The sequence below is a fragment of the Enterobacter sp. YSU genome (genome assembly GCF_016082135.1).
Classification (GTDB): domain Bacteria; phylum Pseudomonadota; class Gammaproteobacteria; order Enterobacterales; family Enterobacteriaceae; genus Enterobacter; species Enterobacter hormaechei_C.
The window spans coordinates 2039881-2052697 of sequence record NZ_CP059487.1 but is presented as its reverse complement, the minus strand read 5'-3'; the positions used below and the strand labels follow the sequence as shown (position 1 = coordinate 2052697).

13 protein-coding genes are annotated in these 12817 nt (G+C 57.4%); 4 read left to right on the top strand and 9 right to left on the bottom strand.

Annotation, left to right across the window (positions count from 1 at the left end; all coding sequences use genetic code 11):
- Nucleotides 1-110: 110 nt before the first annotated feature.
- On the bottom strand, nucleotides 111-1214 hold the full coding sequence (gene asd, locus H2Z33_RS09880; protein WP_003861575.1) for an aspartate-semialdehyde dehydrogenase: 1104 nt from the start codon (nucleotides 1212-1214) through the stop codon (nucleotides 111-113).
- 178 nt (nucleotides 1215-1392) lie between these two features.
- On the opposite strand from asd, the gene yhgN reads away from it, so the two are divergent.
- Both yhgN and H2Z33_RS09870 read left to right on the top strand, forming a co-directional pair.
- Nucleotides 1393-1986, top strand: a complete 594-nt coding sequence (yhgN, locus tag H2Z33_RS09875; protein ID WP_003861574.1) for an NAAT family transporter YhgN — start codon at nucleotides 1393-1395, stop codon at nucleotides 1984-1986.
- 365 nt (nucleotides 1987-2351) lie between these two features.
- On the top strand, nucleotides 2352-2798 hold the full coding sequence (locus H2Z33_RS09870) for a hypothetical protein (RefSeq protein WP_032655370.1): 447 nt from the start codon (nucleotides 2352-2354) through the stop codon (nucleotides 2796-2798).
- Nucleotides 2799-2951: 153 nt separating this feature from the next.
- On the opposite strand, the gene gntU is transcribed toward H2Z33_RS09870, so the two are convergent.
- From gntU to H2Z33_RS09845, 5 genes are all read right to left on the bottom strand, one after another.
- Nucleotides 2952-4292: a gluconate transporter gene (gene gntU / locus H2Z33_RS09865; RefSeq protein WP_017693851.1), complete on the bottom strand. Its 1341-nt coding sequence runs from the start codon at nucleotides 4290-4292 to the stop codon at nucleotides 2952-2954.
- A gap of 3 nt (nucleotides 4293-4295) precedes the next feature.
- Nucleotides 4296-4823, bottom strand: coding sequence for a gluconokinase (gene gntK / locus H2Z33_RS09860; protein WP_003861569.1), 528 nt, complete (start codon nucleotides 4821-4823; stop codon nucleotides 4296-4298).
- Nucleotides 4824-4949: 126 nt separating this feature from the next.
- On the bottom strand, nucleotides 4950-5945 hold the full coding sequence (gene gntR / locus H2Z33_RS09855; protein WP_032655371.1) for a gluconate operon transcriptional repressor GntR: 996 nt from the start codon (nucleotides 5943-5945) through the stop codon (nucleotides 4950-4952).
- Between the two features lie 91 nt (nucleotides 5946-6036).
- Complete coding sequence (locus tag H2Z33_RS09850; RefSeq protein WP_003861565.1) at nucleotides 6037-6732, bottom strand: pirin family protein; 696 nt, start codon at nucleotides 6730-6732, stop codon at nucleotides 6037-6039.
- Nucleotides 6733-6855: 123 nt separating this feature from the next.
- Nucleotides 6856-7893: an oxidoreductase gene (locus H2Z33_RS09845; protein WP_032655374.1), complete on the bottom strand. Its 1038-nt coding sequence runs from the start codon at nucleotides 7891-7893 to the stop codon at nucleotides 6856-6858.
- 310 nt (nucleotides 7894-8203) lie between these two features.
- Here H2Z33_RS09845 and yhhY point away from each other — a divergent pair, with 310 nt between their 5' ends.
- The gene (yhhY, locus tag H2Z33_RS09840) at nucleotides 8204-8692 is read left to right on the top strand and encodes an N-acetyltransferase (protein WP_015571463.1); all 489 of its coding nucleotides are present in this window, start codon (nucleotides 8204-8206) and stop codon (nucleotides 8690-8692) included.
- A gap of 87 nt (nucleotides 8693-8779) precedes the next feature.
- On the opposite strand, the gene ggt is transcribed toward yhhY, so the two are convergent.
- A complete protein-coding gene (gene ggt / locus H2Z33_RS09835) occupies nucleotides 8780-10525 on the bottom strand; it encodes a gamma-glutamyltransferase (RefSeq protein WP_074133821.1) in 1746 nt (581 codons plus the stop codon).
- A 122-nt stretch (nucleotides 10526-10647) separates the two neighbouring features.
- Here ggt and H2Z33_RS09830 point away from each other — a divergent pair, with 122 nt between their 5' ends.
- Nucleotides 10648-11019, top strand: coding sequence for a DUF2756 family protein (locus tag H2Z33_RS09830; RefSeq protein WP_015571465.1), 372 nt, complete (start codon nucleotides 10648-10650; stop codon nucleotides 11017-11019).
- Here H2Z33_RS09830 and ugpQ read toward each other — a convergent pair.
- Nucleotides 11009-11749, bottom strand: coding sequence for a glycerophosphodiester phosphodiesterase (gene ugpQ, locus H2Z33_RS09825; RefSeq protein WP_063135390.1), 741 nt, complete (start codon nucleotides 11747-11749; stop codon nucleotides 11009-11011). The genes H2Z33_RS09830 and ugpQ overlap by 11 nt on opposite strands.
- Nucleotides 11746-12816: a sn-glycerol-3-phosphate import ATP-binding protein UgpC gene (locus H2Z33_RS09820; protein ID WP_017384129.1), complete on the bottom strand. Its 1071-nt coding sequence runs from the start codon at nucleotides 12814-12816 to the stop codon at nucleotides 11746-11748. The genes ugpQ and H2Z33_RS09820 overlap by 4 nt, the downstream gene beginning before the upstream one ends.
- Between the last annotated feature and the right edge of the window lies 1 nt (nucleotide 12817).

Sequence of the window (12817 nt, the reverse complement as noted above, 5' to 3'; positions counted from 1 at the left end):
GCATAGCCAACGTCGTGGGTCCTCCTGATAAAAAATAAGACATCTGCGTTTTACTCCATGTAGTACGCAAAAAAAGGGGGTGACAATCACCCCCCGTGTTTAACAAATTATTACGCCAGCTGGCGCAGCATGCGGCGCAGCGGCTCGGCTGCACCCCACAGCAGCTGATCGCCAACGGTGAACGCGGAGAGGTACTCCGGCCCCATGTTCAGCTTGCGCAGACGACCAACCGGGGTGGTCAGCGTGCCGGTAACGGCTGCCGGGGTCAGTTCTCGCATGGTGATATCGCGATCGTTTGGCACCACTTTCGCCCACGGGTTGTGTGCGGCCAGCAGCTCTTCCACGGTCGGAATAGACACATCTTTTTTCAGTTTAATGGTAAAGGCCTGGCTGTGGCAGCGCAGCGCGCCGATACGCACGCACAGACCGTCAACCGGAATGGTGTTCGCGGTGCCGAGGATTTTGTTGGTCTCAGCCTGGCCCTTCCACTCTTCGCGGGTCTGGCCGTTATCCAGCTGTTTGTCGATCCACGGGATCAGGCCACCGGCCAGCGGTACGCCAAAGTTATCCACCGGCAGCTCGCCGCTGCGGGTGAGCTGAGTGACTTTACGCTCGATGTCGAGGATGGCGGACGCCGGGTCTGCCAGCTCGGCAGCGACGCTCTGGTGCAGCTGGCCCATCTGGGTCAGCAGCTCACGCATATGACGCGCGCCGCCGCCGGACGCCGCCTGGTAGGTCGCCACGGAGACCCACTCCACCAGATCCTGTGCGAACAGGCCGCCGAGGGACATCAGCATCAGGCTGACGGTGCAGTTACCGCCAACAAAGGTTTTCACGCCGTTGTTCAGGCCGTCGGTGATGACGCCCTGGTTAACCGGGTCAAGAATAATGATGGCATCGTCTTTCATGCGAAGCGAAGAGGCCGCATCAATCCAGTAGCCCTGCCAGCCGCTTTCACGCAGCTTCGGATAGATTTCGTTGGTATAATCGCCGCCCTGGCAGGTCACAATAATGTCGAGTGCCTTCAGCGCTTCCAGATCGTAAGCATCCTGCAACGTGCCTGTGGTACCCCCAAAGGACGGTGCAGCCTGGCCGAGCTGGGAAGTGGAGAAGAAGACCGGGCGGATGGCGTCGAAATCGCGCTCTTCAACCATGCGTTGCATGAGTACAGAGCCGACCATACCGCGCCAGCCGATAAAACCAACGTTTTTCATAGCATTTTTTTCCTGCAAGGGGTGTGTGCTGATTGTGCAAGCCAGTATTGAACTGGGGTATGCTTCACATTACAAAATGCTGCCAAAGTCGCAAGCGAAATTAATCGATGATTGCCCGGCAATCAGAAAAAGTGCTAATCATCGCAATGACCACAATAAGTATCAGGGATAATTTAAGATGAGTGAAATCATTTCCGCAGCGGTTTTATTGATCCTGATTATGGATCCGCTCGGTAATCTGCCGATCTTCATGTCGGTGCTGAAGCATACCGAGCCGAAGCGCCGCCGGGCGATCATGATCCGCGAGCTGCTCATCGCCCTGCTGGTGATGTTTATCTTCCTGTTCGCCGGTGAAAAAATCCTCGCTTTCCTGAACTTACGCGCCGAAACGGTCTCCATTTCCGGCGGGATCATTTTGTTCCTGATTGCTATTAAGATGATTTTCCCGAGCGCGGAGGGCAGCAGCAGCGGCCTGCCTGCGGGTGAAGAGCCGTTTATCGTGCCGCTGGCAATTCCGCTGGTCGCCGGGCCAACGATTCTGGCGACGCTGATGCTGCTGTCGCATCAGTATCCGAATCAGATGAGCCATCTGGTGATTGCCCTGCTGATCGCCTGGGGCGGGACGTTTATTATCCTGTTGCAGTCGTCGCTGTTCCTGCGCCTGCTGGGTGAGAAAGGGGTAAACGCCCTGGAGCGCCTGATGGGGCTGATTCTGGTGATGATGGCGACGCAGATGTTCCTGGACGGGATCCGGGCATGGATGAAAGGGTGAAGATGTAAAAAAGCCGGGTGGCGCTTGCGCTTACCCGGCCTACGGGACCTGATGCCTCTACCATTAAAAATATTCATTCGTTTTGCGAGCCGCCTTCCAGAGCCTCTCTTGCCACTCCGCCCCTAACGCAGTATCTTCTTGCCGCGCCTGCAAAATCAGGCGTCAGGGTTGGTCCCCTGTTATCCTCATCCGCGATGAATCTCTTTTTATCGCGCAGTCAGTTACACTTCAATGGTGGGCTGGACGGTGGCGCCGCAAGGCGCGCCGGTAGCTGATGAGGCCGGTAGGACCAACTCCGTTCAGTCCATCACCAGTGAGGTTGGTCCCTCCAAAGATGGTCAACTCAACTCATTAGAGGCTGTCTTATGACTACTCCCCCTAACTTTTCTCACACTTTATTTACTACCCCGTTCGATCACACTACCGATTTCACCGAACTGGCAGACAACTGCGAGCGATTCGTAGACGTGCTGGTTGAATGTGACGATTCAGCACAAAAGATGGCGCTATGCGGACGGCTTTCCGCCTGCCTCGCCCTGCTCCAGCCCACGCTGCTTGAACCTGTTCCGGAATATCTAAAAGCCAGCCTGACGGTGGATGACCTGCCGCTGGACGTGCCGGTCTTCGAGCCGGAAGTGGATCAGTTAGGACGGTATTGCCAGTTGCTAACGCAAATGCTGTTGGCTCGAACGCTCTCGGCGAGCGATGAAAGAGTCGCAGGAGATTTGTTGCAGGATTTAGTGGGGTTTTACAGTGATACGCTGAAAGCGCCGCGCTGGTTGCGCACAAAGGAAGGCATCGTGCCGCTGTAAAAAAGCCGGGTGGCGCTTGCGCTTACCCGGCCTACGGGACCTAAGTTTTTTGTAGATCGGGTAAGGCGAAGCCGCCACCCGACAAAATACGCCCTCTGCGGCCTGATGCCCTCACCCCAGCCCTCTCCCACGGGGAGAGGGAGAAAACCGGGATTAGCTCAGCAGCGTAAACGCAATCATCCCGACAACCGCACCCGTCGTGCCGAGGATGGTTTCCATCAGCGTCCAGGTTTTAAGGGTTTGCGCTTCGGTTGCGCCGGTAAATTTACCGAACAGCCAGAAGCCCGCGTCGTTCACGTGAGAAACCACAATCGAGCCACCCGCGATACAGATAGAGAGCGCCGCCATCTGCGCACCGGAGTAGTTCAGCTGTTCAATCACCGGCATTACCAGACCCACGGCGGTTAAGCACGCTACGGTCGCGGAGCCCTGAATGATACGTACCGCCGCGGCCAGCACGAAACAGGTGACTGCAATCGGCAGCCCCATCCCGGTCAGCGCTTCGCCCAGCGCCGGACCAACGCCGGAATCCACCAGCACCTGCTTAAACACGCCGCCCGCCCCGATCACCAGCAGGATAATCCCCGCCGGTTGCAGCGCGGCACCACAGATCTCCATCACGCGGTCTTTCGGCATGCCCTGACGCATCGCCAGGCCGTAAATTGCTACCAGACACGCCACCAGGATCGCGGTGAACGGATGACCAATAAATTCGAACCATTCGTAAGCGGTTGACCCCACCGGCACAAAGCGCGCAGCGATGGTTTTCAGGCCCACCAGCACCAGCGGCAGCAGGATCAGCGACAGGCTGAAGCCGAAGGACGGCATTTTTCCCTCGCCCAGGTGCGGCTCAGAGATGTCATCCGGAATGTGCAGCTCAACGTAACGGCTGATGAAGTTGCCCCACAGCGGACCGGCGATAATCATCCCCGGAATTGCCGCGCACAGGCCAATCAGGATCATCCAGCCAAAGTCAGCATGCATCTGGGAGGCCAGCAGCATCGGCGCAGGCCCCGGCAGCAGGAACGCCGCCGCCGCCGCCACGCCCGCAAACAGCGGAATGACCAGCTTCACGAGGTTGGTACCAGTATGCCGCGCCATGGAGAACGCCACGCTAATCAGGAGCACAACGGCCACTTCAAAGAACAGCGGCAGCGCGCAAATCAGACCGGCCAGACCAATCGCGTAGTGCGCACGGCTGTGCCCGAAGGATTTCAGCATCTTGACCGCAATCTGATCGACCGCGCCCGTCTCGTGCAAAATCTTGCCAAACATCGCGCCCAGCGCCACCACAATGGCCAGGAAGCCGAGCGTGCCGCCCATCCCTTTTTCCATCGTCGCCGCGATTTTGTCGAGCGGCATGCCGGAAAAGAGACCGGCACCAATAGAAACCACCATCAAAGCCACAAAGGCGTGCATACGCGCCTTCATCACTAAAAACAGCAGCAGCAATACGGAGCCCACTGCTGTCAAAACTAGCGTTAATGTACTCAAAACTTACTGCCTTTTATTAATAACCTCGATGGTGCTGGCAACAACACCTTCCAGCGGCTGATCGATATCAACCACTAAGACATCCTGTTCGTCAGCTCCCGGCTCCTGCAACGCTTCGAACTGCGTTACCAGCATCTGGGTTTTGAAGAAGTGGCCTTTACGCGCCTTCAGGCGGCTTTCAATCACCCCGAAATCACCTTTCAGGTAGATGAAAGAGAGGTTCGGGTTGCCGTCGCGCAACAGGTCGCGATAGGTTTTTTTCAGTGCGGAACAGACGATCAGGGAGACTTTATTGGTGCGCTGCATCGCGAACGCGGCGTCATTCAGCGCCTGCAACCATGGTTTGCGGTCGTCGTCGTTCAGCGGCTCGCCGGAAGCCATTTTCATGATGTTGCTGCGCGGATGGAGGAAGTCACCATCAAGAAACGCAGCCTGGAGTTGATGCGCCACTTCGCTCGCCACGGCAGATTTACCGCTACCGGACACGCCCATCAGGACGTAAACGTGGTGATCGTGATTAGTCGTGCTCAAAGGGTGTCCCTCAGTCAATTGTTACGGGTAACAGTTATCGGTAACATTGTCCTGCCGGGGCATAAGAGAAGCAATATCCAAACGTGCGCGAAGTGAATAAGTGTGAGCTACTTCAAATTTGTCGGATTAAATAGATCCACCCGGTGACAAGGTGAAACCTAAATCTAACATTTTCGGGGTAACTGACTCACCACGAATGCGCGCCAGCAGGCGCTCTGCGCCAATGCGGCCCATGCGTTCACGCGGGGTCAGGACGCTCGCCAGACGCGGCTCCATCACCTGGCCAATGTCGTGGCCGTGGAAGCCGGCAATCGCCATATCATCCGGGATTTTTAAACCCAGACGCTGGCACTCAAACGCGGCGCCGACCGCAAGGTCATCGTTGGTGCAGAAAATACCGTCCAGTTGCGGATACTCGCGTCGCGCCTGACGCATCAGCTCAATACCCGACGTGTAAGAAGAAGATTGCTCCACCATCACGCTGTACGGGGTTAAACCGGCGTCGAGCATCGCCTGCTCGTATCCCTTCTGTTTGATGATAGTACGTTCATCCAGACGCGCACCCAGATAGGCCACATGGCGATGACCGCGGGCGATGATCGCCGCCGTCATCTGACGCGCCGCTTCAAAGTTATCGAACCCCACGGCGATGTCGAGGCACGGCGACTGGCTGTCCATCAGTTCCACCACCGGAATGCCTGCCACTTCAATCATTTTCAGCGTGCGCGGGGTGTGAGTACGTTCCGTTAAAATCAGGCCGTCGATGTTCCAGGAAAGCATCGATTCAAGACGTTCCTCTTCCAGTTCCGGCTTGTACCCGTAGTGGGCGAGCATGGTCTGATAGCCAAACGCATCGGTGACGCTTTCAATGCCACGCAGCACTTCGGCGAATACCTGGTTGGTTAAGGAAGGAAGCAGGACGCCCACCGCACGGCTGGTTGCATTGGAGAGAATATCGGGCGCGCGGTTGGGGATATAACCCAGTTCATCAAGGGCGGCGGCAATCTTGCCACGCAACGCCACGGAAACCTGTTCCGGGTTACGTAAAAAACGGCTGACCGTCATTTTGGTCACACCGACGCGATCGGCGACATCCTGAAGTACGGGGCGTTTCTTTTTCATCGTCCTGAGAAATCTTGAAGTGAGAGATTTGCTCAGTTTATCACGGACAAAGCTCAACCTTCCCCGTTTAAAGGGAAGGTTGAGAAATTATTTAGACCGGCGGCAGGTCAAACAGCAGAATTTCACTTTCGCTGTCGGCATGCACGGAGAGCGCCTGCTCATCCCAGACTGCCAGGCCATCGGCGGTTGTCGCTTTGGTGCCGTTGATGGACACTTCACCTTTCACCACCTGGATCCACACGCGGCGGTTAGCGGCAATCTGGTGTACAGACTGTTCATCTTTCGCCAGCGCCCAGCGGTACAGCTCCATATCCTGATGCACTTTCAGGGAACCTTCACGCGCATCCGGGGACAGCACCAGCTGTTTGCCCTGTTTCGCGTCGAAGCGGCGCTGCTCGTAGCGTGGCGTGATGCCGGTCTCTTCTGGAATGATCCAGATTTGATACAGGTGCAGTTTTTCCGTTTTGCTCGGGTTGTACTCAGAGTGACGCACCCCGGTACCCGCGCTCATAATCTGGAACTCGCCCGCCGGAACCTGCTCTTTGTTGCCCATGCTGTCCTGGTGCTCAACCGCCCCTTCCAGCACATAGGTCAGGATTTCCATGTCTTTGTGCGGGTGGGTACCGAAGCCCTGGCCTGCATCAATCACGTCGTCGTTAATCACGCGCAGTGCGGAGAAGCCCATAAAGTTCGGGTCGTAGTAGTCGGCAAACGAGAATGAATGCCATGAGTCCAGCCAGCCATGATTCGCGTGACCACGTTCGTTTGCTTTGCGTAAGTAGATCATTGTTTTCACCCTCAGTTCGTTTCGATGGAGTAAGTGTGGACGCAAACGCCCTGGGATCATAGAGGGTGAAAATTGACTCCTCTGTTCAAAAATTTAGAACAAGCGCAGAGGAGCCATTTTTGCTTATCTGGCGAGGGTTACCGTGGCAGGAGAAGCCTGTTCAAAGGCCCGCTCGAGGATTTCCAGGTTGGTCAGAACGTCAGATTCCTTGACATAATTCGGCGCGCCGGTGGCGAGGGTGTCATACAGCGCATCGTAGACGCGTCCATAGTCGCCCGTTTCCGGCTTTAGCTCTTCCCTGACCGTCAGGCCCTCGTCGTTCACGTACTCCAGCACGCCCACGGAATCATCTGCCGCAAAGCCCGGTTCACCCGGCATGATATTGGCCTTCAGGCTGGTCTCCTGTTGGTCAATACCGTACTTGATAAAGGAGCCTTTCTTGCCGTGAACGATAAATTTCGGGTAGTCGATTTTCACCAGATGGCTGGTTTTTACGATGGCTTTCAGGTCGCCGTAGAACAGCTGCGCTTCAAAGGTATCGTCCGGGTTGGCCTTATTGCGCAGGCTGCGGATGTCATACGCCACGTGGTCCGGGCGGCCAAACAAGGAGATGATCTGGTCCATGGTGTGCACACCGAGACCGTAGAAAGATCCGTCCTGCGGCAGTCCGGGCTGGGTTTCCGCCACCGGGCGGTAGTAATCGAAGTGGCTTTCGATTTCCACGATCTCGCCGAGTTTGCCGCTCTCAATTGCCTTTTTTGCCGTCAGGAAGCAGCTGTCAAAGCGACGGTTCTGGTACGGCGTGACGGTCAGCCCTTTGCTTTTCGCCAGCGCGAACAGCTCCTTCGCTTCGGCGATGGTCGGGGTGAACGGCTTTTCCACCAGCACGTTTTTACCTGCTTCCAGCGCGCGTTTCGCGTAGTCAAAGTGGCTGTCGGCGTGGGTACAGACCACCACCAGCTTCACCTGCGGGTCGTTAAGCACCTCATCAAGATCGCTGGTGAAATGAATATGGGAATATTGCGGAGACTGCTCTTCTGGCTTCGCGCGGCGGCGATAGATATGGGCCACGTGCCAGGTCTCTTTTCGGTTAAGAACATACGGAAGGTGGTAACGCGTGGTGCTTTTGCCAAATCCAATAAATGCACAATGTAGTGTCATGGCTCAGTCCTTTTGGAAGGTTACTGGGTTTTACCATAGCGCATGTTTTGCCCTCACCCCAGCCCTCTCCCACAGGGAGAGGGAGAAAAAGGGCAAAAAAAAGCCAGCGAGAAGCTGGCTAAAGTAATACTGGAAGCAATGTGAGCAATGTCGTGCTTTCAGGTTCCCGTAGGAGGTCTTCCTGAATGCAGAGCAATAATAATCATTCTCATTCGCACTTGTCCAACACTTTTTGCAAAAAATAGCGATTGACTCAACTTTTAAAGTCACTGATGTTGGAGGGGACTTTTAACTGACTGAGGAACAAGGAATGAGTGAGATAGTGATACGCCACGCTGAACCGAAAGATTACGACGCCATTCGTCAGATCCACGCCCAGCCGGAGGTGTACCACAACACGCTACAGGTTCCTCATCCTTCAATGGAAATGTGGCAAATGCGGCTAGGCGAACAGCCGGGCATTAAACAGCTGGTTGCCTGCATTGATGATATCGTGGTCGGCCACCTCACCATTGATGTCGCCCAGCGACCACGCCGCAGCCACGTTGCAGATTTCGGTATCTGCGTTGGCGCGCAGTGGCATAACCGCGGCGTGGCCAGCGCGCTGATTCGCACCATGATCGATATGTGCGACAACTGGCTGCGCGTCGACCGCATCGAGTTAACGGTGTTTGTGGATAACGAACCGGCAATCGCGGTGTACAAAAAGCACGGGTTTGAGATTGAAGGCACCGGCAGGCGCTACGCCCTGCGCAACGGCGAGTATGTGGATGCGTATTATATGGCGCGTATGAAGTAGTTTGTTGCCGGGTGACGGCTTCGCCTTACCCGGCCTACGTTCGTGCCGTTGTAGGCCCGGTAAGCGCAGCGCCACCGGGCAAAAAAATCAATACCCCGCCGTTAAATCATCCACCGAACGCGGGTCCGATGCGCCAAATAGCGCCCCGTCCGGCCCGACCATAATGCTCTGGGTGCTGCCCATCGCCTCCTTCACCGCCACCTTCTGCCCGCGCTGCTCAAGCAGCTTGAGGGTGTCCGGGCTAAAGCCCTTCTCCACGCGCAGCTCGTCCGGCAGCCACTGGTGGTGGAAACGCGGCGCATTGGTCGCTTCGGCGACGTTCATCCCAAAGTCGATACTGTTCACCACCATTTGCAGCACGGTTGTGATAATCCGGCTCCCGCCAGGGCTGCCGGTCACCAGCCAGGTTTTGCCGTCTTTCACCACGATGGTGGGCGACATGGACGACAGCGGGCGCTTCTTCGGCCCGACCGCATTCGCATCGCCGCCGACCAGGCCGTAGACGTTCGGCACGCCCGGTTTGGCAGAGAAGTCATCCATCTCGTTGTTCAGCAAAATACCGCTGTTGCCCGCCACAATCCCGGTGCCGAAAGTGGTGTTAAGCGTGTAGGTCACCGCCACCGCGTTACCGTCTTTATCTACCACCGAGAAGTGGGTGGTCTGGTTACTTTCATACGGCGCCAGCTTGCCGGGGCGGATCTCGCTCGACGGCTTAGCCTTATTGATGTCGATCTCGTCGGCAATCGATTTGGCATAGGCTTTGTTGGTCAGCGCCTGCCACGGCACCTTCACGAAGTCCGGATCGCCAAGGTATTCCGAGCGGTCAGCGTAGGCACGCTTCTCCGCCTCCGCCATCACCTGCATGGCATCGGCACTACCGAAGCCGAACTTGTGCATATCGAAGTTTTCCAGAATATTGAGGATCTGCACGATGTGAATGCCCCCGGAGGACGGCGGCGGCATGGAGAAGACCTCGTAGCCGCGATAGGTGCCGCTGATCGGCTCGCGCTCCACCGCCTTATATTCCGCCAGATCCGCTTTGGTGATCAGCCCGCCGTTCTTCTGCATCTCATCGGCAATCTGATCGGCAATCGGCCCCTTATAGAAGGCGTCCGGACCGTTTTCAGCAATCAGTTCGAGACTTTTTGCGAGATTCTTCTGCACCAGCTTATCGCCCTTCTTCAGCGGCTCGCCGTCTTTCCAGAAGATAGCCTTGCTGTTCTCATGATTGGGAATGACTTCGCTGCCGTAGGTTTTGAGGTCGTCCGCCAGCGCGTCGTTGACGACGAAGCCGTCGCGCGCCAGCTTGATGGCAGGCTGCACCACTTTATTCAGCGGCAGCGTGCCGTATTTTTCCAGCGCCAGCGAGAAGCCCGCAACGGTGCCCGGCGTGCCGGAGGCAAGGTGCGAGGTCAGGGATTTTTTACTGTCCGGATTGCCCTGATCGTCGAGGAACATATCGCGGGAGGCCTGATTCGGCGCCATCTCACGGAAGTCGATGGCCGTGGTTATACCGTCTTTGGTGCGCAGCATCATAAACCCGCCGCCGCCCAGGTTCCCCGCCTGTGGATGCGTCACCGCCAGCGCATATCCCACCGCGACCGCCGCATCCACCGCGTTACCGCCCTGTTTAAGAATATCGACGCCCACCTGCGTTGCCAGCGCGTCAACCGAGGCCACCATGCCGTGCGTCGCCCGCACGGGGTGAAAAACATCCTCCTCCACGCCGTAAGAGACCGGTGGAGCGGCGGGCGGGTTGGCCGCCACGGTAAATGTGCCGCCTGCCATCAGCGCAGCGATGGCGACCCAGCGCAAAAAGGTTGGTTTCATCATTATTGTTCTCCAGGTGAAGGGGCCCATATTCCCCGCTTAAGCCTGGTTCACAACTCTTAAAAAATCATCGTTATGCCGGAATCAGGGTAAACTTAAGAGAAGCCTCAAAGGAGGAGATAACCATGAAACGATTACTGATCCTGACCGCGCTGCTTCCGTTCGCCGCGCTCGCACAGCCAATCAACACCCTGAACAACCCGAACCAGCCGGGCTACGTCATTCCGAGCCAGCAGCGTATGCAGACGGAGATGATGAGCCAGCAACAGCAGCAGAAAGGGATGCTCAATCAGCAGTTAAAGACGCAGACCCAGGTGCAGCAGCAGCACCTGCAAAACCAGATGAATACCAACACCCAGCGCGTGCAGCAGGGCCAGATGCTTGAACAGCCGCTGCCAAACTCAAACGGTGGGATGTTAGGAGGCGGGGTATCGCAAAGCAGCGGTCAGCAGCACATGCTGCCGACCCAGCAGAACGGCAGTATGCTTAATAAATAAAGTTCGGCCCGATCTGGTCAATCGCATCGGTACAGATGCTGTCCACGCCCCAGCGCAGCAGCTCGGCTGCACGCTGGGGTTTGTTGACGGTATACACCAGGATATGCAGACCGGCCTCCTTCAACAGCGTCACGCGCACTTCATCCAGCAGCTTATGGTTGAGGTGGATCGACACGCAGCCTAAGCCGGTCGTCAGCGCGCGCCAGTCTTCTCGCCACTCATCCAGCAGCAGCCCGCGCGGCAACTCCGGTACGGCGGCCTGTGCGGCTTCCAGCGCGTCGATGTCAAACGACGATAACAGCGGCGCGGTCATCCCTTCCCACAGCTCGCGCGCGGCAAGGGCAATCACTTTACCCGTCAGCGGCCCGGTGCCGGTGGTCGGTTTGATTTCGATGTTGGCCATCATGCCGTGTTGACGACAGCGGTCCGCCACTTCCGCCAGCAGCGGCAGCGGTTCGCCTTTAAATTCGCCGCTGTACCAGCTACCGGCATCCACCTTCAGCAGGTCACGCCACGGCAGTTCGCCCGCCACGCCCCAGCCGTTGCTGGTGCGTTCGAGATTGTCGTCGTGCAGCAGGAAAATTTCGCCGTCCTTCGACAGCTTCGCGTCGAACTCGATCATCGTGTGGCCGTAGCGCGCGCCAACGTCAATTGCCGCCAGGGTGTTTTCCGGCGCCAGTTTACCGCCGCCACGGTGGGCGACGATGTGGGGGTAAGGCCAGTTGCTCATACTCGTTGTCCTGTTTCACCGTCAAATAAGTGCAGGTGATTTTCCGGCATATGCAGCCACAGCGTGCTGCCTGCCTTCGGGCGCTCCTGGTGCGGCAGACGCACCACCAGCTTTTGCTCGCCCCAGCGCCCGTGCGCCAGGTTGTCTGCGCCCAGCATCTCCAGCGTGTCCATCACCAGCGGCACGCCGCCGTCCGCCTGAGACGTCAAACCAATATGCTCCGGGCGGATACCGAGCGTCATCTTACGCCCGGCGTAGCCACGATAGTACCAGTTGATCGGCAACGCCATCCCGCTTTCCAGCTCGAAGTGGGTTCCCGCCGCATTGATCCGCCCGTCCAGCAGGTTCATCGCCGGGCTGCCGATAAAGCTCGCCACAAAACGGCTGGCCGGTTTTTCGTAGACCTCCACCGGGGTGCCAATCTGCTCGGCGATGCCTTTGTTCATCACCATCACGCGCTGGGCGAGGGTCATGGCTTCAACCTGATCGTGAGTCACATAGAGGGACGTGGTTTTCAGGCGGCGATGCAGCTGCTGTAGCTCAAGGCGCATCTGCACGCGCAGTTTGGCGTCGAGGTTTGACAGCGGTTCGTCGAACAGGAATACCGCCGGGTCGCGCACGATGGCGCGCCCCATCGCCACGCGCTGACGCTGGCCGCCGGAGAGCTCGCGCGGGCGGCGCTTAAGCAGGCCGTCAAGTTCCAGAATGCGCGCGGCTTCTTTTACGCGCTCGTCGATATGACCTTTGCCCATACCGCGAATTTTCAGCCCCCAGGCCATGTTCTCTTCCACGCTCATGTGCGGATAGAGGGCATAGTTCTGGAACACCATCGCGATGCCGCGATCTTTGGGCTCCATCTCGGTGACGCGCTGGCGGTCAATCCAGATATCCCCGGACGTTACGCGCTCCAGCCCGGCCACCATACGCAGCAGGGTGGATTTTCCGCAGCCGGACGGGCCGACCATCACGATAAATTCCCCGTCCGCCACGTCGAGCGTCAGCGGCTGAATGACCTGGGTTTTACCGTCCCAGCTTTTGGTAACTGCCTGTAATTTTAAACCTGCCATC

Excerpts from the sequence above, each read along its gene's own strand:
- asd (WP_003861575.1), bottom strand. The coding sequence starts at position 1,214 with ATGAAAAACGTTGGTTTTATCGGCTGGCGCGGTATGGTCGGCTCTGTA.
- yhgN (WP_003861574.1), top strand. The coding sequence starts at position 1,393 with ATGAGTGAAATCATTTCCGCAGCGGTTTTATTGATCCTGATTATGGAT.
- H2Z33_RS09870 (WP_032655370.1), top strand. The coding sequence starts at position 2,352 with ATGACTACTCCCCCTAACTTTTCTCACACTTTATTTACTACCCCGTTC.
- gntR (WP_032655371.1), bottom strand. The coding sequence starts at position 5,945 with ATGAAAAAGAAACGCCCCGTACTTCAGGATGTCGCCGATCGCGTCGGT.
- H2Z33_RS09850 (WP_003861565.1), bottom strand. The coding sequence starts at position 6,732 with ATGATCTACTTACGCAAAGCAAACGAACGTGGTCACGCGAATCATGGC.
- H2Z33_RS09845 (WP_032655374.1), bottom strand. The coding sequence starts at position 7,893 with ATGACACTACATTGTGCATTTATTGGATTTGGCAAAAGCACCACGCGT.
- yhhY (WP_015571463.1), top strand. The coding sequence starts at position 8,204 with ATGAGTGAGATAGTGATACGCCACGCTGAACCGAAAGATTACGACGCC.
- ggt (WP_074133821.1), bottom strand. The coding sequence starts at position 10,525 with ATGATGAAACCAACCTTTTTGCGCTGGGTCGCCATCGCTGCGCTGATG.
- H2Z33_RS09830 (WP_015571465.1), top strand. The coding sequence starts at position 10,648 with ATGAAACGATTACTGATCCTGACCGCGCTGCTTCCGTTCGCCGCGCTC.
- ugpQ (WP_063135390.1), bottom strand. The coding sequence starts at position 11,749 with ATGAGCAACTGGCCTTACCCCCACATCGTCGCCCACCGTGGCGGCGGT.
- H2Z33_RS09820 (WP_017384129.1), bottom strand. The coding sequence starts at position 12,816 with ATGGCAGGTTTAAAATTACAGGCAGTTACCAAAAGCTGGGACGGTAAA.